We start from the raw sequence: 17,426 nt of genomic DNA, 5'->3' as shown, positions 1-17,426 counted from the left end.
CGGGTGGAGCCACAGCGGTCCCTGCGGAAAGGTCTGTCCCGGCGCGGCCGGCTGGAGAACGCCTGGGCGAGCGCGCTTGCCGACGCCGATGCGGGGGCCGGCCTGTCGGGCCTGCGCGCGGTCCTCACGGGGATCGAGGAGTACCCGGACCGCACCGCTGACCTGTGGCCCTCCTTCCAGCAGTCCTTTCTCGGCCCCCGCTTCCTGCCGCTCGTCGAGGCCGCCGACCTGGACCGCCTCGCCCGGGCCGGCGAGCGCCTGGCGGCCGAGGGGCGCATCGGACTCCACCAGAGCTGGGTCCCGCTCGCCGATGCCGCCCTGGCGCGGTCCGGCGCGGGCGACCGGGACTTCGCCGTGTCCCTGTACACGCGGCTCTACCGCAGCGCGTTCGTCCACGAGGAGTCCCGCTCCATCGCCGCCACCGCCCTGGCCAGGCTCGGCGCCGACCAGGACGACCAACTCGCCATCTATGTAGACATCTTCCGGCGGTACGCGACCGTGCCGCCCGAAGTGCACCAGGTGGTGGGGCACCTCCTCTCGGCGGGATTCGCCGACGAGACCGGTCGTGTGGAGCGGGCCTACGCGTTCGCCGGCCAGCTGTCCGCGGCGGGCCTGCGCCTGGCCGGCCTCGACCGGACGCTCGGCCTCGGCGCCCTGCTGCTGCACCGCGAAACGGCCGACGCCGCGGACCACTTCACCCGCGCCTGCACCGCCGACCCCACCGACGGCGAGGCCCTGCGCGGGCTCATCGCCGCCCGCCTCCACAGCGGCGCGTACGCAGAGGCCCTCGCCGCCGTACGCGGACGGCAAGCCGTCCTCACCCCGCGCGGCGCCGAACTGACCGACCTGTGCCGGATGCTGGAGTGGCTGGAACTGGACCCCGGGCGCGACGGACCACCGGGCCCGGCCACCCCTGCCCCGCTGACCGCCGTACGGCTCGCCACGATCGGCGAGGGCGGCGACAACAGGCCCTGGGGGCGCTACGCCCTGGGCCGCGCCCAGCTCCTCGAAGGCAACGCCGACCTGGCCGTCAAGAACCTCGTCGTGGTCGCCGACGCGTTCCCGGACCGGCCCGACCTCGGCTACCACGCGGCCTGGGCCCAGCTGCTGTGCGGCGAGCGCGAGGAGGCGGGGCGCCGCTGCCGCACGCTGCTCGCCGACGGTGACGCGCGCGCCTGGCCGCTCGGCTTCCTCCTGACGGACGCCGATCCCGGCCACCGCCCCACCGCCGCGGAACGGACGGTCATGCAGGGCGCGGGCCATGCCTTCACCGCGGTCGTCGCGGCCCGGCTGAGGCTCGCCGAGGGGCAGGAGCCAGGCGTCGACCTGGCCTGGGACCCGCTCGGCGCCGAGGGCGCCACGGTCCCCGAACTCCTGGAGGCGCTGCGCACCCTCCTCGGCATCGAGGTCGCCGGGGGCCGCCGGAACGCGGCCGGCCACCTCACCGCCCTTTCGCTCTTCGGCCGCCTGCCCCTGCCCGAACAGCAGCTGTGGCGCGGCCTGTTGGCGCTCCCGGACGACCCCGACCGGGCCCGCTCCCTGCTCGAACAGGCCCGCGGCCAGGGCCACGACCGCGCCACCCTCGTCCTGGCCGTCACCGAACTGAACGCCGGACACCCCGACCGGGCGGCGGAGCTGCTCGAAGGCGCCCGCGGCCCCAAGGCCGAACTCGTCCGCGCCCGTGCCGAACTGGCCCTCGGCCGCACGGCCGAGGCCGGGCAGCGCCTCGACCACCTGCCCCTGCCCCGGGCCCGTTACGACAGCGGCGTACTGGCGCTGCGCGAGGCCACGGTGCTGTGGGCCGCGGGGGAGACAGACCGGGCCGTGCAGTGCGCCGAGCGGGCGGCGGCCCGGCTCATCGACGCGCAGGTCGGCGGGGACGGCGCCCTCCCGCCCGTACCCGTCGACGCCAGACGCCTCGCCCGCGCGGCCCGCCTCCTCGCCGAACGCGCGGGGCGCCCCGCCGACGGCACGGGCGCCGCACCGTGGCGGGTCGTCCGCCATCACCCCCGTACGGCCTGGCCGCTCGGGCTCGGACAGCTGCTGGTGGAGCCGCGGGGGGCGGAGCCCGTACTGGTGGAGGCGCTGGTGGGGTGGGCGGGGGAGGCGGCCGACGGTCCGACCGACCGTGACGAGGGCGACGCCCGCGCGGTGGAGGTTCTCGCCATGGCGCTGGGGCGGGCCTGCCTGCTGGCCGAAGGCCCGGAGGGGCAGGGCGAGTTGGCGCAGGCGCTGGGCCTACTCGCCGAGGCGTGGCCGCTTCCGGCGGTGGCCCGCGAGGCCCGCCGTGCGGCATCGCTGGCCGGGCTGCACGACGCGACCGTCCCGGAGGCGGATGCCACGGCCGACGTCCGTGACGACCCGCTGCTGGCCCTGCCCCTCGCGGCGGCCGCACTCAAGGCCGGCGACAAGGCGGATGCGATACGGCTGCTACGGGCTGTGGGCGGCGCGCGGGGTGGGGGCGCGGAGGACGCCGAGGACGCGGCCGAGGTCATGGACGGCACTGAGGACGCGGCCGGGGGCACGGGCGGTGCCGACGATGCGGCCGAGGCCACGGACGGTACCGAGGACGTGGCCGGGGGCACCGGCGGTGCCGAAGTCCCTGACCGCGATGCCGCGCAGGTCGTCGCCTTCCTCGCCGAGGCCCTCGAAGGCAAGCCGCCCGAGGAGCTCCCGCCCGTCGGCGGCAACCCCGCCCTGCCCGCCCCCCTCCTCGTCGTCCAGGCGGCCGGCCACCTCCCGGCCCAGCGCGCGAAGGCCGCCGAGGCGCTCACGCTGGCCCTGCGCGACCACGACCTGACCGGCCTGGTCGACGTGGCCGCGACCCTGCCCGCGCTCTGCGCCAGGGTGGCCCGCGCCAGGAGGCGGGACGGCCGCGCCCAGGCGTTGGCAGAGGTCGTACGCCGCCTGGCGGACCGCCTCCCCGAGGGCGCACCGGAAGGCGGCGCGCCGGAAGAGGACGGCCTCGTGCCGCTCGACGCCGTCACCCTCGCCCGGTGCGCCGCAGCCGTCGGAGACCACGAGGTGGCCGACAGGCTGTGGCGGCACGTCCTGAACGCCAATGCCAACGCCGATGCCGATGCCGATGCCGACGCGGTCGACGCCGAGTACGGGAAGTACCTCTGCCACCGCGCGGTGGCCGCCCACGCGGACGGCGACCCCGCACGAGCCCTGGATCTCCTGGGCCAGGCGGCCGGTCACCTCCCTGGGGACCACCCGGCCCGCCGGCACCACGACGACCTGGAGCGCGACGGCCGCTCCGGCGCCCTCCTGAACCACCTCTTCCCGGACGCGTCCCAGACCTGGAAACGCCGCCCCGGCAGGCTCCCGGCGCTGGAGGACGCGATGGCGGAGCACCCCGTGTGGCAGGCTCTCGCGACGGACCAAGCGGACGTCATAGAGCGGCAGTTGACAGGTTTCTTCGCCTGCAGGGCCGCCCGTGACGACATCCCCGTACTGCACTCGCTGGCCGTGGTCTACCGCGAGGAGGCCCTCGCGAAGCTGGCCCGCACGGGCGCCGCCGACGAGGACCTGGTCACCGCGACGGTCCTGTGGGTCCTGCTGCTGTGCCACCCGGGCTTCTGGGAGGCGTTCGCCGGGCGCCCGGGGGCCGGCGACACCGGAGATCCTGGCGCCGACGCGGCGACCGCTCCCGACGCTGGGTATCTGCGCACCTCGCTGACCGAGGAGCTCCTGACCCTGCACCGCAGCCATGGCGCCCGGGCCCTCGCCGAGCACCGCGAGGACCAGGCCCGCCTCCATCTGAACTGCCTGACCGCCCTGCGCCAGGGCACCCATGTCACCCGCACCCTGCTGGCGGAGGGGCCGCTGGCCGGGGTGCTGCCGGGCGTCGACGAGGATCTCTTCACCGCCGTCGCGGACCGTGCGGGCGCCCTGCTCGACGACTGGTCCACCGACCTGGTCCGTGCGGCCGAGAAGCGCGTCGACGACCCCGAGCGGGTCCGCGCCCTGCCGGACGGCATCGACAAGGACTACGAAGAGGGCATCAGCAGCCTGGCGAACGCCGTCGACCACGGCTTCGCCCCCACCGGCATCCTGTGCACCGTCGTTGCCTGGCACAACGAGTGGCAGAACTGCCTCTATCAGATCGGCGACCGGGACCACATGCGTACCGTCGTCACCAAGGCCGTGCGGTACGCGGAACTGCTCGCCCAGGGCGCCGTCCAGGGGCGCCCGCACCTGCGCGAGAACCAGCTGCTCGCCGCCCACTACGTGGACCGCGGTCTCCTCGACCGGGACACAGGCAAGGCCATCGCGTACTTCGAGCTGGCCCAGGAGTGGAACCCGGCCAACACCAACGCCCCGCAACTCCTGGAGCAGTACCGCCAGGACGCCCTGTTCAGCGCCGCCCTCGACCACATCAAGGCGCGCCGCTACCAACAGGCCCTCGCCGAACTCGACCGCGTCCCGAGGAACGACGCGACCAGGAAGACCCTCGACCGGCTCCGCACCAGCACCCTGATCAACCACGGCTACGTCCTGCTCGACGCCGAACGGCTCGACGAGGCGGAGCGCGCGGTGCGCGAAGCCGAGCGCGTCGCGGCAGGCGGCGACGACCTCAAGATGCGCGAAGAGGCGGCCAAGGCGCTGCGCGCGGTGGCCACCGGCATGAACAACCGCGCGGTGGCCATGAGCAACGCCGCACTGAGCAATCTCGAACGCTCCGTCCGCATCGGCCCGAACGCCGTGGAGGGTGAACTGCAGGCGGCCGTCAACCTGTTGCGGCGGGCGGAGCGGATCGCCCCGGAAGCCGCCACCCGGGACAACATCACCCGTATCGAAGACATCCTGCGAAGGCTGCGCTTATGACGACACCCGCGTCGGCGAACCGTCGGCCCAACCCCTTCCACGTACTCGGACTTCCGGTCGGCGCCGGCGAGGCGCACATCGTGGAACGCGCCGAGGAAGGCATCCAGACCGCGTCCACCGCCCAGGACCGCGACCTCTACGACTGGGCGATGCGGGAGCTGATCCGCAATCCGCGGACCCGGCTGCGGTACGAGATGACCGAGCCGCCCGGCACCGACTACCGCGACCGCCGGTGGGCCGCCTTCGCGCGCGCCCACCGCACCTACCCGGCGGACCTCGGGGGCCAGAACCTGCGGCCCGAGGACTTCGACCTGCCGCAGGCCCTGCGCCGTACCGTCCGCGCGCTGGCGGCCGCGCCCGTCGCGGGGACCGGCGACGGCCTGCTGACGACCCCTGCGGCGGCCCGCGCCCAGGACGAGGAACCGGAACTGGAGGTACGTGATGTCCTCTTCGGATGAGTCCGGTGCCGTGCTGCCCGGCTGGGACGACTTCGCCGAGCGCCCCGTCCCCGAGGTCCACGGAGCGACCACCGCGCCGGAGGCCGAGCTGGCCGGCGTACTGCAGCGACGCCACGAGGACCTGGCCGCGGCCCGGGGTGCCTCCGCGGCGGCGGCGACGCGCGCTCACGCGCACCTCTTCGAACTGGCCGTGCTCGTCGGCACGCTGGAGCAGCAGGTCACCCGGGCGGAGGAGCCGCTGGCGGCCGTGGGCGAACAGCTCCGCCACCGCGAGCTGAAGAACGTCAAGGACCGGATGCTCGACCTGCTGCGCGCCGCCGGGGTGGAGGTGCGCGACCCCCTCGGCCTCCCCGCCGAGGACGTCCTGGACTGGGCGGACCCGGTGCACTGGATGCAGAGCCCGGACTTCGACGCCGAGGTCGTGGCCGAGACGAACCGGTACGCCGTGTTCCACGACGGCGCGGTGGTGAGCTTCGCCCAGGTGGTCATGGGCGCCCCCGCACCAGTGCCCGCACCCGAGCCGGAACCTGACACACAGGCGCAGCTCAAGTCCGAGCCCGAGCCCGACACCGAGCCGCCGCCGGCACGGACACCTGGACCCACGGACACCTGACCTGAACGAGCAGGCCAAGAACGAGCAGGCCAAGAAGGAGCGGTCACCCCACATGAGTCAGCAGATCGTCAGCAAGGCCGTAGGCATCGACCTCGGCACGACCAACAGCGCCGTAGCCGTCATGAACCCCTCCGACAGCGAGATCGTGATCCACCGGGACCCGGTCTCGAAGTCGTACACGACGCCCAGCTGCGTCTGGCGCAGTCCGGCCGGCGGTGAACTGGTCGTGGGCCGCAAGGCGTTCGCCCGCAAGGGCAGCAGCCCGGAACCGGTCACGTCGGTGAAGCGCCTGATGGGCAGCCGTACGACGGTCGACCTGGCCGGCGAGGAGTACACCCCGGCGCAGGTCTCGGCCGCGATCCTGGCCGAGATGAAGCGCCGGATCGAGACGGACGTGGCGGCGTTCGACAGCCCGGACGTCCGCTGGATCGTGGACCGTGCCGTGGTGACCGTGCCGGCGTACTTCGACCAGCCGCAGATCGACGCCACCCGCAAGGCCGCGGAACAGGCCGGGCTCGAAGTCCTCGGCCTGCTCCACGAGCCGACCGCCGCCGCCAGCCACTACTGCTGGCGCACCGCCACCCGCGACGGCACGTTCCTCGTGTACGACCTCGGCGGCGGCACCTTCGACGTCAGCGTCCTGCGCTGCACGGCGGGCACCTTCGAGGTCCTCGGCATCAGCGGCAACAACCGCCTGGGCGGCGACGACATCGACGAGGCCTTCGCCCGGCACCTCCAGAAGATGCTCCAGGCGGACGGCTACGCCCTCGACCTCGACCCGGAGAACGACCCCGGGGACCGGCTCCGCTTCAGCCAGCTGAAGATCCTCGCGGAGGGCGCCAAGAAGGCCCTCACCGACCAGCCCGACTACATGCTCCGCGACACCGGGCGCCTCACCGACCAGGAGAAGCGCCCGGTCGTCATCGACGCGCTCCTGGAGCGGCCCGAACTCGACGACATCGCCCGCCCGTTGATCGAGCGGACCTTCACCTACTGCGACGAGGCCCTGCGCCGTGCCGAGGAGCGGGCCGGCATCACCCTCGCCGACGTCGACCACATCATCCTGGCGGGCGGCTCGACCCACATGCCGCTGGTCAGGGAGATGGTGACGCAGGAACTCTGCGCGAACCCCGCGCCCGGGTCCGCCCGCCAGGTCCGCGCGGCCTGCGAGGCGCCGGTCGTCGAGCACGCCGACACGGCCGTCGCGCTGGGCGCCGCGGTGCGCGCGGCAGCCGTCGGCGGCCTGGCCGTCTACGACGAGGCCCGCACCGTACGCGTCTCGTTCCACGGCTCCGCCGCCACTGGCTCCGAGGCCACGCACGTCGGCGGCACCGTCCAGGCGCTCGCCGACGGGCTCGACCTCGCCGGCGGCCGCGTCCACCTCACCACCACGGGTTTCGAGGACGAGGCGGACCTGTCCGAGGAGGGCGCGTTCGCCTTCACCCAGGTCCCGGTACAGCCGGACGCGGAGAGCCTGCTCACCTTCGAGGTGTACGACGCCGAGGGCGACCTGGTCGCCACGGCGGGCCGCGCGCTCGCCCACAGCTCGGGTGAACAGGCGCCGCTCGGCGGCACCGGGGGAGCGGCCATCACGGCCAAGTCGGTCCTCCTGGAGGTGGACCTGGGTGACGGGCGCACCGGCCGGCGCGAACTGATCCCGGCCATGCAGCAGTTGCCTTTCGAGGCCGACTTCGACTTCGGGCACCCCGGCCGCGAGCAGGTGGAGCTGCGGCTGTTCCAGCAGGCGGTGCCCATCCAGGTGATCAAGGTCGTGGTCCCCTCGTCGACGCCTCGGGGCACGGCGATCCGGATGAACGTGGCCATGCAGGAGGACGCGTCCATCACGGTCCGCGGCTCGATCGGCGAGGACACCACCTTCGACGCCCTGCTCGAAGTCCCGGTGGACCCGCCGATGCCCGACGCGTCGGCGGTCGAGGAGCTCTACCGCCGCTTCGAGGAGAACGTCGGCTATCTCGCGGCGGGCCCGCAGGCCGTGGTCCGCGCCAAGTGGACCAAGGCCCGCCGTGCCTTCGAGGAGGCCCGCGACCGGAGTGACGTACCGGCGGCGGTCCACGAGTTCCGCGAGCTGGAGGAGATCGTGGCCGTCCTCGGCGAGGCCGACCAGGAACTCCAGCCGCCCAAGCGGGAGTTCGACGCACTGGTCGAGGACTGTCTGCGGCTGCACTCCCACCTCTCCGAGTCGGGACCGGCCGGCGACAAGCCGTTCGACGGTCCCGAGGTGATCCGCGCGATCGAGGCGCAGCGCGCCGAGGGCGAACGCGCCCACGCCGCCGGTGACCAGCGCAGGTACGGAGAGGCGATCGCCCAGCTCCAGGGCCACTTCACCTACTTGAGGAGCCTGCTGCGCTCCTCCCCGGGCGGGGAGCTCTCCCCGCAGGAGCGCGCCGAGGGCCTGCTGCGCTTCGGGTTCCAGCGGGTGGAGGAACTGAGCCGGGTCGCCATGGCCACCGGCAGGACCTCTGAGGAGCGCGACCTGACCGGTGTCAAGAGCCGCCTCGAGCAGCTCGTACCCCTCCTCGCCACGAACCCGGAGCAGGTGGTCCAGGAGGCGGGCAAGCTGGCCGCACGGCTGCGCCAGCTCGCCCAGATCCTGCTCACCGAGCGGGCCGAGGCGGTCGGTATCCCGGTCGACAACCCCGGGAACCGGTCCGCAGGGGGTAACTGGTGACGTCCGACCCGGGCCGCCTCGCCTGCCCTCTGCCGCGCTGCCGGGCCGTCAACAGCGCCACGGCGGAGACCTGTCAGGCCTGCGGCACGCCGCTGCGCGCGTGGGCGCGGCTGAGGGCCCACCCGGCGAAGCTCTTCAACGCGGGTCTTCAGGAGGCCAGGTCCGGCCGCACGGCCACCGCGCGCGACCACTTCGCCGCCGTCGTCCACTGGTGCCCCGGCGACGCCGAGGCGCGCAGTGCCCTCGCGCTGGCCTGCCTCCTCCTGGACGACCCGGAGGAGGCCCGCGACCACTGGCACCAGGTCCTCACCCGCCGCCCGAACGACACGACGGCCCTGAAGGGCCTGGCCCACCTGGCCCAACTGGACTCCCGGACCTCGACCCCGGAGCCGACATCGACACCGGCACCGGAGACGGGGCCGGGGGTCACGGAAAGTCTGGAGAGTCCGGAGCCTCCCCGGACTCCGCAGACGCCTGAGACTGGGCAGAAGGAGCCCGCAGCGTCTGAATGACCAGCTCCGGCGCCACCCCCAGGCGCCGCAGCATCGTCCGGGCCGTGGAGTCCTCGTCGGTGAGCAGCGCTATCAGCAGCGTCTGCTCGTCGACGGGCTCCTGCGCGTCCCGGCAGGCCTCCTGGACCTTGGACAGCGTCCGCGAGGAGAACTCCCGCGGCTTGGGATTCCCGAGCCCGGCAAGCTTCCGGAACGCGGCCGCGCCGTCCTCGCCCTGCGCGGCCAGCGCCCCGCGCAGCGCCTCGCTCCCGACGATTCCGAAGGCCCGCAGCATCATGTACGTGCTGACCTTCTTGCGCTGCACCGAGGCGAGCAGCCGGGCGCACTGCACGGCCGCGGCCGCGCGCGGGTCGAGCGCGCCGATGTCCACCCGCTCGTCGTCGGCCTGCGCCGGCGCCTCCGAGTGCGGCAGCAGCAGCCGCTCGGGCGCGACCCCGATGAGCTGCAACAGCTCGGCGCAGCTCCCGCCGCCGGTCGCGAGGAACGCCAGGGAGATGTCGTCGACGCCGATGTCCCGGCCGGCCTCCTGCGCCCGCGCCTCGGCCCCGTCGAGGACCCGGGTCACGGTGCCGGACAGGCCGATCCGGGGCCGGTTGCCGTTGACGGCGGTGAGCGAGGCGCTGCTCGCCCCGGCGTGGGTCCCGCTCCCGCGGGGCGTCTGGCCCTGGATCTCGCGCAGCACCTTGGCGAGCAGGTCCATGCGCTGGGCCCCGATCCGCGCGGCGGCCCGCTCCCGTACCTCTTCGTTCTCCAGCAGGGCCATCAGCAGATCGACGGAGGTGACCAGGCCGCGTACGGCAGCGAACTTCCGTGTCTTGTGCAGCAGTTCGGCCGCTTCCGGGGTGAACTCGGGCCGCTCCGGCGCGGGGGCGGGCAGTGTGGCGGGCCCGGCCGCGGTGGAGATCCGCACCTCGGGATCCCCGTAGAGCACGAACGACGCCCAGGCCCAGTCCGCCCGCCGCTCCAGATCGGCCCGCGCCTGCCGCATCGCGGCCCCTGCGGTGATCTGGTCCTGGAGCTGGCCGTAGAAGGCCTCCGCGAAGCGCAGCGCGCTCGCGTCCCCGACCGGCGTCCGGGTACCGACGACGGTCTTGGCCCCCATGACCATGAAGGACATGCAGGCGCTCATGGTGAGGGAGGCCTCGGCGAGCGCCCGCGAGGCCGGTTCGAGCGTGGGGTCGGCGGACGCGCAGCCGTTGATGAAGACGACGGGCGGCGCCCCGAGCCCGGCCAGCGGCTGCAGGGCGTCCATGTCGATGAGCTTGCGGTTGTGCACCATGAGCCCGGCGGCCCCGTCGACCCCGGACACATGCCCCGAGTAGTGGAAGAGGTCGTACGGCTCCTCGTCCTCGGCCAGCTCCTGGATCACCCGGACCAGGGTCGCGTCCCGCCCGATGAGGACCGTGCACGCGACGCCGTGCCCCTCCAGCCAGGCGCTGATCCGCTCGCTCTCCTCGCGGGCCGACGCCAGGTCCCCCAGGGTGTCCCCGACGATGAGCGCCCGCCGCACCTGCGTGCACTCGCGCCCGCCGACCACCGGCCTGCTGACGACGGACCGCCGGCCGAGCTCGTGCACGAGGCCGAGGAAACTGTCCCCGTCGTGCAGCAGCTCCCACGGCACCAGGGACTCGTTGGTGCTCACCAGGAGCGAACCCGTCGACTCCTTCAGCTGCCGCACCATCTCGCCCCCGCCGGTGCGCGGAAACAGCGAGGCGAAGAGAAGTCTCCCCTTCTGCTTGAGCACCCGGCCCAGCGCCGGGTCGTCGTCACGGGCGTCCTTGAGCGCCTCGTCGATGTCCTTGCACAGGTCCTTGACCAGGTCCTGGCTGACATCGACGGCATGCTCCTGCTCCAGCGGCCCCACCACGGACCCGCCACCGGACTTCAGCCCGTACGCGTACTGGGTGCGCCCCGGACCGTGCGCCGAGGTCCGCACGTCGAGGGTGGTCATCGCCCGTCCCGCCGGTGCAGGTCCAGAAAGCGCGCGATGGCATCGCTCTGCGCCCGGTCCGACGGATACGTGATCTCCAGGCGCTGCTCACCGATGGTGATGACGACGGACGGGACCACGTCGTCCGCGCCGGCCGGGGCGGGCCGCCGCGCGGCAGCCTCCCGCCGCCCGGCGAGCCAGCCGCGTACGGCCTCGACGATCGCGACGACGTCCACCGCCCCGCCGACGAGCAGCGTGCAGACCTGGACCAGCTCGGCGACCCGCTGGTCGGAGCCGGGCGCCGTGAGCCGTACCTGATCGACACTGGCGGCCCCCGCGGCCGTCAGCGCCTCGTGGAGGGTGGCCAGATCGGGCCCCGGATCCGGCCCGTGCAACGCCAGTTCGAGGGTGGAACCTGCGCCGACCGTGGGTTCTGCCGCCACAACAACCTCCAGTGCCCTGTGGGCAGCGGGAATCTAGTCCCACCAGCCTCGCACCGGGAGCGGCGGCAGACCATCACGTCAGGACAATTGCCCCTGCTTCAGCGACAGTTGCGGTCACCCTCTGACCTTGCCCGCCGTTCTTGCCTGTCCTTACCGGTAGTTCACGAACTGCAGCGCGAAGTCGAAGTCCTGGCCCTTGAGAAGCGCCTGCACGGCCTGGAGGTCGTCCCGGCTCTTCGAGCTGACGCGCAGCTCCTCGCCCTGGACCTGCGCCTTGACGCCCTTGGGGCCCTCGTCGCGGATGAGCTTCGCGACCTTCTTGGCGTTGTCCTGCGAGATGCCCTCCTCGATGGAGGCGAAGATCTTGTACTCCTTGCCGGAGAGCTGCGGCTCTCCCGCGTCCAGGGACTTCAGCGAGATCCCGCGCTTGACCAGCTTGGTCTGGAAGACGTCGAGGATCGCGTTGACGCGGTCCTCGGAGTTCGCCTCCATCAGGATCTTCTCGCCGGACCACGAGATCGAGGCGCCGACGTTCTTGAAGTCGTAGCGCTGCGAGATCTCCTTGGCGGCCTGGTTGAGGGCGTTGTCGACCTCCTGCCGCTCGACCTTCGAGACGATGTCGAAACTGGAGTCGGCCATGTCCTGTGGCTCCTTGTATAGGGGTGTGAAACGGCTTGCGCCTGCATACGTCATCCACGGCCCTGGCTCCCTGGGCCGCACCCGCCAAGCCTAGCCACCGCCCCGCCCTCGGATGCCGATCAATCGGGTGGCGAAGCACCCCCGTCCATCAGGTATCGTTTACGTCGTTGCCACGGAGCACCGCCCCACAGCGGAGATCCAAAGCAGCAAACCCATGGCGGTGTGCCCGAGCGGCCAAAGGGAGCAGACTGTAAATCTGCCGGCTCAGCCTTCCCAGGTTCGAATCCTGGCGCCGCCACATGGTGGAGAACCCCCTCCGAACTGCGGAAACGTAGTTCGGAGGGGGTTCTTTGTTTCGAACGACGATCTTCGCGATTAGCCCGAAATGCGTGGCTTGTCTCACCCTGTAGCGCCCGCATCCCGGTCTGATCAGCGCATGTCCCCCAGGCGTCCCCCGGGGGAAGCGCCATCTCCGTCCCATTCCCGCAGGCCGGCCTCGATCTGGCGATTCGCTCGCTCCTGAGCCTGCGCGAGGATCTTGGCGTAGACGCGAAGGAGTACGGCCACCGAGTGACCGGCCCGACGCGCGACTTCCATGTCGACCTCCTCTGCGGACATCGGCGCCGTCCACTTCACCGTGGACAGCGGGTTCACGGGGACGCTGAAATACCGGCGTTCGACCGCGAGACCGAGAACGTCGCTCAGACAGGCTCGCTTGCGGTGAGCGGTCCGCCCGGCGGCGGGGGAGCCGTCCAGGAGCGTCGACAGGGCATCGAGCGCCAGACGGAGCGTGGCGGGCTCTTCGAGTGCGGAGACAGGCAGAGAGTTCTTCTCCACCCGGCGCAGCGCGCTTGCTACTTCGGCGGGCGGTTCTTGGTCCCAACGGCTCTTGTTGTAAGCCCATCCGTACAGGGCGGTGCGGAGAGTGCGGAGCGACGGTCGGCCGGCCGTGCTTCATGAGCGCGGGCGTGATCGTGGCGAGTGAATCGGCGTCGTTGCGGCGGGACTTGGCGGGAAGGCGGTCCCATCTGCGGTCGACGTACGCGCGGGTGTGCTCGTACCAAGTCACGGAGCCGTTCTGCGCGCGCAGCTCGGAGGCAGGGAGACCCGTTTCCGAGTCGAACTGCTCGCCCTTGCGGAGCGCGGTCATCAGCTCCGAACGCCGCCCGTCGGCTTGAGCTTTGACGGTGTAGCTCTTGGAGTGCTTCTGTGCGCCAACGAGCCAGCGGACGCGGTAGGGCTTCGGGCGGTCGCGGCGAGTCTCGATGCTGTAGATGCGAACGTCGTACGTGAGGGGCATGGCTCTCCGGGCATGAAAGGGGCCCGCCTCCGTGGGAGGCGGGCCCGGGGGCGGCGGGTACTACTAGGCGGCGCGTTCCTCGCAGCTCTCCCACCAGCGGAGCGGCTGACGCGGACGTGGCCGTTGGGGAGCTTGCGGAGGCGAGGGGCTTGGCCGCGGGCGAGGACACGACGCCGGATCTCGCGCTCGCACTGGAGGAGCTACACCCGAGCCCGAACGGGGAGGCGACCTAGGGGCTCTCGTTCGGATCACTGGGCGGACGTGTCCCAGGTGGTGTCTTGGATGGGTGTAGCGCTCCGGTGATGCACCTCACACGCCTGACCTGTCGCTCGCGTACAACCCTTTCGCTTCATCACCGATCAAGACTTTGCGGCCGCTGTGGCCGTGCGTGATCAGGGTTCGCCCGTCTGCGACCTGCATCTGCCCATGGATAGTCGATAACGGAGCCTCCTCATGTCCCAGCACTCCCGCAAAAAGTTGACGTCCGGCAAGAAGGTGACCCTGGGCGCCAGCGCACTGGCCGCCTCCGGGCTCGCCGTCGGCCTGCTCGTCACACCGTCCGCGATGGCCGGCGGGACCGGAGCGGCTGAGGCGCAGGAGCAGAGCAAGGCCGCGGCCGCCGACGCGTCGGCGGCGAAGGCCGCCGCGCCCAAGCCCAGGTCCCTGGCCGCGAGCACTGCCGACTCCACCGTCGTCTCCGGCGTCACCGTCAACGGCGGCAACAGCGCCCAGGTCGGGACGGCGAACACGCAGACGATCACCGTGAAGTGGACGCTTAACGGCGGGTCGAAGCTCTACGGCAGCAACGCTTCGCTCTGGCGCGGCACCGACACCGACAGCGGAATGAAGCAGTGGTTGAACTCCGAGCAGTTCAATGCGGACACCGACCCCTGCGTTCAGTCTGGCGACGCCACGTACAGCTGCACGGCCACCTTCAAGATCGACCCCCAGAGCCTCCTGACGAACGAGGATGCCGGCGCCTGGAAGATCTCCCTCTGGGCGGTCACCGACGCGACCACCGACGTGGACACCGACAACGCCATGACCTGGTACCTCAAGCGCTGGTCCCGGCTGAGCAACAACGCGGCCCCCGAGCCCGTCGCCAAGGGCAAGACGATCACGATCACGGGCAAGCTGGAGCGCGCCAACTGGGACACCCACAAGTACGCGGGCTACACCCAGCAGACCGTCCGCCTCCAGGAGCGTTCGCTGACCGGCTCGTACGCCACCACCAGCAGCCACATCACCGGCACCGGCAGCCTGGCGGGCGTCGAGAAGCAGACTCGCACCGCCACCACCGACCGCTGCTACCGCTACAAGTTCGAGGGCACCTCCACCACGCCGCCGGTCACCGCCACCGGTGACTGCGTGGACGTGCGGTGAGCCCGCTGCCCTGGCTAGAAGACAGCCACCACCTACCTGGCCGGACTGGAGACTTCTCGGCTTGTCGGCAGTTTCGGGACAGCCTTTAGAGGGTCGCGGCTCTGGTGAAAGAGCCTGTGCGGTGCCCCCGAGGTGGGGCCTCCCCGGAATCTGTACGGAACCTCCGAGGTCAACTGCCAACGACCGACAACGACCGCAGGTCAGTTGAGGTCCGCACTCCGCTGACCAGGCCCGAAAAACGGGCGGTCGAAACCCAGGGCAAGAAGAAGTGGTGTCCTGGAGGTCTGTCCCAGGTGAGTGTCTGACTGCGTGACAACCGCGACAGACAAGCACGAACAACCGTGGACGTCGGCGGACCATCAGCGCAGGTGACAGACACAGCAGCCCAAGAACAGTGAGCATCCCAAGTTGCTTCGGGAAGAAGAGGTCGTGGTCTCACGGCAATGCCGCGACGGACGGGCTCATCACTACGAGGCGGCCTGAGGTCGTGATTCCCCCAGGTGTCCCCCAAGGAGCGTCTGACCGCCGGTTTCCCCAGGTCGGCAGGGGCAAGATCGGCCCGCTGTAAATCTGCCGGCTCAGCCTTCCCAGGTTCGAATCCTGGCGCCGCCACTGGAAGGTAAAAGGTCCCCGTCCTGCTGTTTCAGCAGGACGGGGACCTTTTCTTTTGCCCTCACGCGGGGGCGGGACTGTCTCGCTCTCTCTCGCTCTCGAACGCTCCGTCTCAGAGCGCGTGGACGGGGCGTGGACGGGATCTCCAGGTCCTGTCCGGCGGATCATGTGGCCAGCAGCGGAGGGATCCCTGTTCCTATGGTGGGCGGGTTGGCCTGGCAGGGCATCGGTCCGCTTGGCAACGGATCGCAGCATCGAGTGCGGGGTCGGCAGCGTCTGGTCGGTGGATTGCGGGCGGTATGACGGTGTGTCTGTATGGCCGCCCGGGTTGCGTGTGGCTTGATCGTCGGGCGGTCCCGGGTGGGGCCTGCACCCCCAACCGGCGTCCGTGGCACGTGCTGAGTGCCGCGCTCTTTGTCGAGGAGCCCTCATCGTGAGACCGACCCTGCAACATGCCATGTTCCTTCGACGTGGCGTCGGCGCCGCGGGTGAGCGGCGGCGCCCGGTGCGGCGTGCTGCCGTTTTGCTCGCCACGGTGGCGCTGCCGGCGGCACTGGTGGTGCCCACGGCCACGCCCGCTGCTGCGGCGGTGCCCGTGACGGTCACTTTCAACGCCGGTGCGGACCAGCCCTTCACCGTCCCGGCCGGCGTCAGCCAACTGACCGTCACCGCCACCGGCGCCGCAGGCCAGAACGGGGCCAACGGCGGCGCAGGCGGCAACGGCGCCACCGTCACCGGCAACGTCACCGTGCCGCCGAGCACCACCACCCTCTATGTCAACGTCGGCACGGGCGGAGGCGCCGGCGGCGGAGTGGTGGGTTTCCCGGGCGGTGCCGGCGGCGGTTCCAGTGATGTCCGCACCTGCAGCTCGGCCGGCCCCGGCTGCACTCTGACCGGCGTCCCCGGCACCGACCCCCGCCTCATCGTCGCGGGCGGAGGAGGCGGCGGCGGAACCGGCGTCCCCGGAGGCCAGGTCCCGGAGGCCACCGGCGGAAACGCCGGAAACACCGGGGGTGCCGGCGGCGAGAGAACGAACAGCGGCCGCGGCGGCGGCGGCGGAACCCAGACAGCCGGCGGCGCGGGCGGAGCCGCATGCCCCACCATCGGTTCATCCGGCACTCCGGGCACCGGCGGTGCGGGCGGCACCGGCGGAGGCGGCTTCGGGGCCGGCGGAGGCGGGGGCGGCTGGTTCGGTGGAGGCGGCGGCGGAGGCTGCAACATCATCACGAGTGGCGCCTCTCCCAGTGGCGGTCCCGGTGGTGGCGGTGGTGCGTCGAACCTCGTCCCCACGGGTGGTACCTCCGCTCCCGCCGCGGGAGCGGCCCAGGTGACCATCACCTACGAGCCGGCGCCCCCCACCTGCGCGAACGCCACGGCCACCATCACCGGTACCAACGGCAACAACGTCCTGATCGGCACTCCCGGCAATGACGTGATCTTCGCCCTCGGCGGCAACGACGTGGTCGACGGCCGTGGTGGCAACGACATCATCTGCGGCGGCGACGGCAACGACGTACTGTCCGGCGGTGACGGCAACGACCGCATCGAAGGCGGCAACGGCGCCGACAACCTGAACGGCAACAACGGCAACGACGCCCTCTTCGGCGGCCCCGGCAACGATGCCCTCTTCGGCGGTTCCGGCACCAACACCAACGACGGCGGCACCGGCACCAACGCCTGCTTCAGCCCCTCCACCGGACCCGGCTGCTTCTGACACCGCACACGCCCCCGGCCTGATCGACGTACATCAGAAACCGGCCCCGGCCCGTCCCTCGTCGCAGCGGCGACCCACGCACGAGGGCCGTTTCAACGCTTTGTCCATCCGAGGCGCGTAAGCCTGCTCGCACGCGGAGCCCGAGGCCGGAGGCAGGCGTACAGCAGTGAAGTACCGCAACCCAGCAGCCGCCCCCGAACGGGGCGCACTCGGGGATTCGGCCACGAAGTCGTGGCAGGCGGGCCGAACCGCGATGCGCCGGACACGCTCTAGTGGGGCCGGCGTGGGGCAATGCGCTAGTCC

The 17,426-nt window shown here is 71.9% G+C and carries 11 protein-coding genes and 1 tRNA gene; 8 read left to right on the top strand and 4 right to left on the bottom strand.

Annotated elements, in window-relative coordinates:
- Window positions 1-3: 3 nt before the first annotated feature.
- From ACIPWY_RS29290 to ACIPWY_RS29270, 5 genes are read left to right on the top strand one after another with little or no spacing between them, the layout of a single operon-like run.
- Window positions 4-4,830 (top strand): hypothetical protein, encoded by a 4,827-nt coding sequence (locus tag ACIPWY_RS29290; RefSeq protein WP_401535676.1) that lies wholly within the window; start codon window positions 4-6, stop codon window positions 4,828-4,830.
- On the top strand, window positions 4,827-5,288 hold the full coding sequence (locus tag ACIPWY_RS29285) for a hypothetical protein (RefSeq protein WP_362904043.1): 462 nt from the start codon (window positions 4,827-4,829) through the stop codon (window positions 5,286-5,288). Before ACIPWY_RS29290 ends, ACIPWY_RS29285 begins: the two co-directional genes overlap by 4 nt.
- Window positions 5,272-5,901 carry a hypothetical protein gene (locus ACIPWY_RS29280; protein WP_362904045.1) on the top strand — a complete coding sequence of 210 codons (630 nt, stop codon included), beginning with the start codon at window positions 5,272-5,274 and terminating at the stop codon, window positions 5,899-5,901. The genes ACIPWY_RS29285 and ACIPWY_RS29280 overlap by 17 nt, the downstream gene beginning before the upstream one ends.
- Window positions 5,902-5,953: 52 nt before the next feature.
- On the top strand, window positions 5,954-8,590 hold the full coding sequence (locus ACIPWY_RS29275; protein ID WP_362904047.1) for an Hsp70 family protein: 2,637 nt from the start codon (window positions 5,954-5,956) through the stop codon (window positions 8,588-8,590).
- A complete protein-coding gene (locus ACIPWY_RS29270; RefSeq protein WP_401535671.1) occupies window positions 8,587-9,102 on the top strand; it encodes a tetratricopeptide repeat protein in 516 nt (171 codons plus the stop codon). The genes ACIPWY_RS29275 and ACIPWY_RS29270 overlap by 4 nt, the downstream gene beginning before the upstream one ends.
- On the opposite strand, the gene ACIPWY_RS29265 is transcribed toward ACIPWY_RS29270, so the two are convergent.
- The 3 genes from ACIPWY_RS29265 to ACIPWY_RS29255 form a co-directional block, all read right to left on the bottom strand.
- Window positions 9,017-11,053, bottom strand: coding sequence for a CHAT domain-containing protein (locus tag ACIPWY_RS29265; protein ID WP_362904051.1), 2,037 nt, complete (start codon window positions 11,051-11,053; stop codon window positions 9,017-9,019). The two genes, ACIPWY_RS29270 and ACIPWY_RS29265, sit on opposite strands and share 86 nt — an antisense overlap.
- A complete protein-coding gene (locus ACIPWY_RS29260; protein ID WP_362904053.1) occupies window positions 11,050-11,475 on the bottom strand; it encodes a hypothetical protein in 426 nt (141 codons plus the stop codon). Before ACIPWY_RS29260 ends, ACIPWY_RS29265 begins: the two co-directional genes overlap by 4 nt.
- A gap of 150 nt (window positions 11,476-11,625) precedes the next feature.
- Window positions 11,626-12,114, bottom strand: coding sequence for a YajQ family cyclic di-GMP-binding protein (locus ACIPWY_RS29255; RefSeq protein ID WP_362904055.1), 489 nt, complete (start codon window positions 12,112-12,114; stop codon window positions 11,626-11,628).
- A gap of 216 nt (window positions 12,115-12,330) precedes the next feature.
- On the opposite strand from ACIPWY_RS29255, the gene ACIPWY_RS29250 reads away from it, so the two are divergent.
- Window positions 12,331-12,412 (top strand) — tRNA-Tyr (locus tag ACIPWY_RS29250).
- A gap of 131 nt (window positions 12,413-12,543) precedes the next feature.
- On the opposite strand, the gene ACIPWY_RS29245 is transcribed toward ACIPWY_RS29250, so the two are convergent.
- Entirely contained in the window at window positions 12,544-12,951 is a 408-nt protein-coding gene (locus tag ACIPWY_RS29245; RefSeq protein WP_393703329.1) for a hypothetical protein, read from the bottom strand.
- A gap of 916 nt (window positions 12,952-13,867) precedes the next feature.
- Between ACIPWY_RS29245 and ACIPWY_RS29240 the strand changes: the two genes are divergently transcribed.
- Both ACIPWY_RS29240 and ACIPWY_RS29235 read left to right on the top strand, forming a co-directional pair.
- Window positions 13,868-14,797, top strand: coding sequence for a calcium-binding protein (locus ACIPWY_RS29240; RefSeq protein WP_362904059.1), 930 nt, complete (start codon window positions 13,868-13,870; stop codon window positions 14,795-14,797).
- Window positions 14,798-15,866: 1,069 nt separating this feature from the next.
- Complete coding sequence (locus ACIPWY_RS29235) at window positions 15,867-17,123, top strand: calcium-binding protein (protein ID WP_393703331.1); 1,257 nt, start codon at window positions 15,867-15,869, stop codon at window positions 17,121-17,123.
- Window positions 17,124-17,426 lie beyond the last annotated feature (303 nt).

The organism is Streptomyces sp. NPDC090032 (assembly GCF_044748025.1).
In the GTDB taxonomy this organism is placed as follows: Bacteria; Actinomycetota; Actinomycetes; order Streptomycetales; family Streptomycetaceae; genus Streptomyces.
The sequence above is the reverse complement of the archived record's forward strand: the minus strand, read 5'-3'. Positions and strand labels throughout refer to the sequence as shown.

Coding starts and splice junctions, on each gene's coding strand:
- ACIPWY_RS29235 (WP_393703331.1), top strand. CDS start 15,867: ATGTTCCTTCGACGTGGCGTCGGCGCCGCGGGTGAGCGGCGGCGCCCG.
- ACIPWY_RS29265 (WP_362904051.1), bottom strand. CDS start 11,053: ATGACCACCCTCGACGTGCGGACCTCGGCGCACGGTCCGGGGCGCACC.
- ACIPWY_RS29285 (WP_362904043.1), top strand. CDS start 4,827: ATGACGACACCCGCGTCGGCGAACCGTCGGCCCAACCCCTTCCACGTA.
- ACIPWY_RS29240 (WP_362904059.1), top strand. CDS start 13,868: ATGTCCCAGCACTCCCGCAAAAAGTTGACGTCCGGCAAGAAGGTGACC.
- ACIPWY_RS29275 (WP_362904047.1), top strand. CDS start 5,954: ATGAGTCAGCAGATCGTCAGCAAGGCCGTAGGCATCGACCTCGGCACG.
- ACIPWY_RS29255 (WP_362904055.1), bottom strand. CDS start 12,114: ATGGCCGACTCCAGTTTCGACATCGTCTCGAAGGTCGAGCGGCAGGAG.
- ACIPWY_RS29280 (WP_362904045.1), top strand. CDS start 5,272: ATGTCCTCTTCGGATGAGTCCGGTGCCGTGCTGCCCGGCTGGGACGAC.